This window comes from Bacillus sp. AFS012607 (genome assembly GCF_002558005.1).
Lineage (GTDB): Bacteria > Bacillota > Bacilli > Bacillales > Bacillaceae_G > Bacillus_A > Bacillus_A thuringiensis_S.
The window spans coordinates 1-207 of record NZ_NTVM01000131.1 but is presented as its reverse complement, the minus strand read 5'-3'; the positions used below and the strand labels follow the sequence as shown (position 1 = coordinate 207).

Sequence of the window (207 nt, the reverse complement as noted above, 5' to 3'; positions counted from 1 at the left end):
TTCAGTTTTCAAAGAACTAATGGTGGAGCCTAGCGGGATCGAACCGCTGACCTCCTGCGTGCAAGGCAGGCGCTCTCCCAGCTGAGCTAAGGCCCCAAACAAGTATCGGGAAGACAGGATTTGAACCTGCGACCCCCTGGTCCCAAACCAGGTGCTCTACCAAGCTGAGCCACTTCCCGAAAGAAAACGCGCCCGAGAGGAGTCGAA

2 tRNA genes are annotated in these 207 nt (G+C 56.5%); both read right to left on the bottom strand.

Annotated features, from left to right (window positions below):
* Positions 1-20 precede the first annotated feature (20 nt).
* A tRNA-Ala gene (locus CN409_RS31270) sits at positions 21-96 on the bottom strand.
* A 9-nt stretch (positions 97-105) separates the two neighbouring features.
* Positions 106-179: transfer RNA gene (locus CN409_RS31265), tRNA-Pro, on the bottom strand.
* Positions 180-207: the final 28 nt, after the last annotated feature.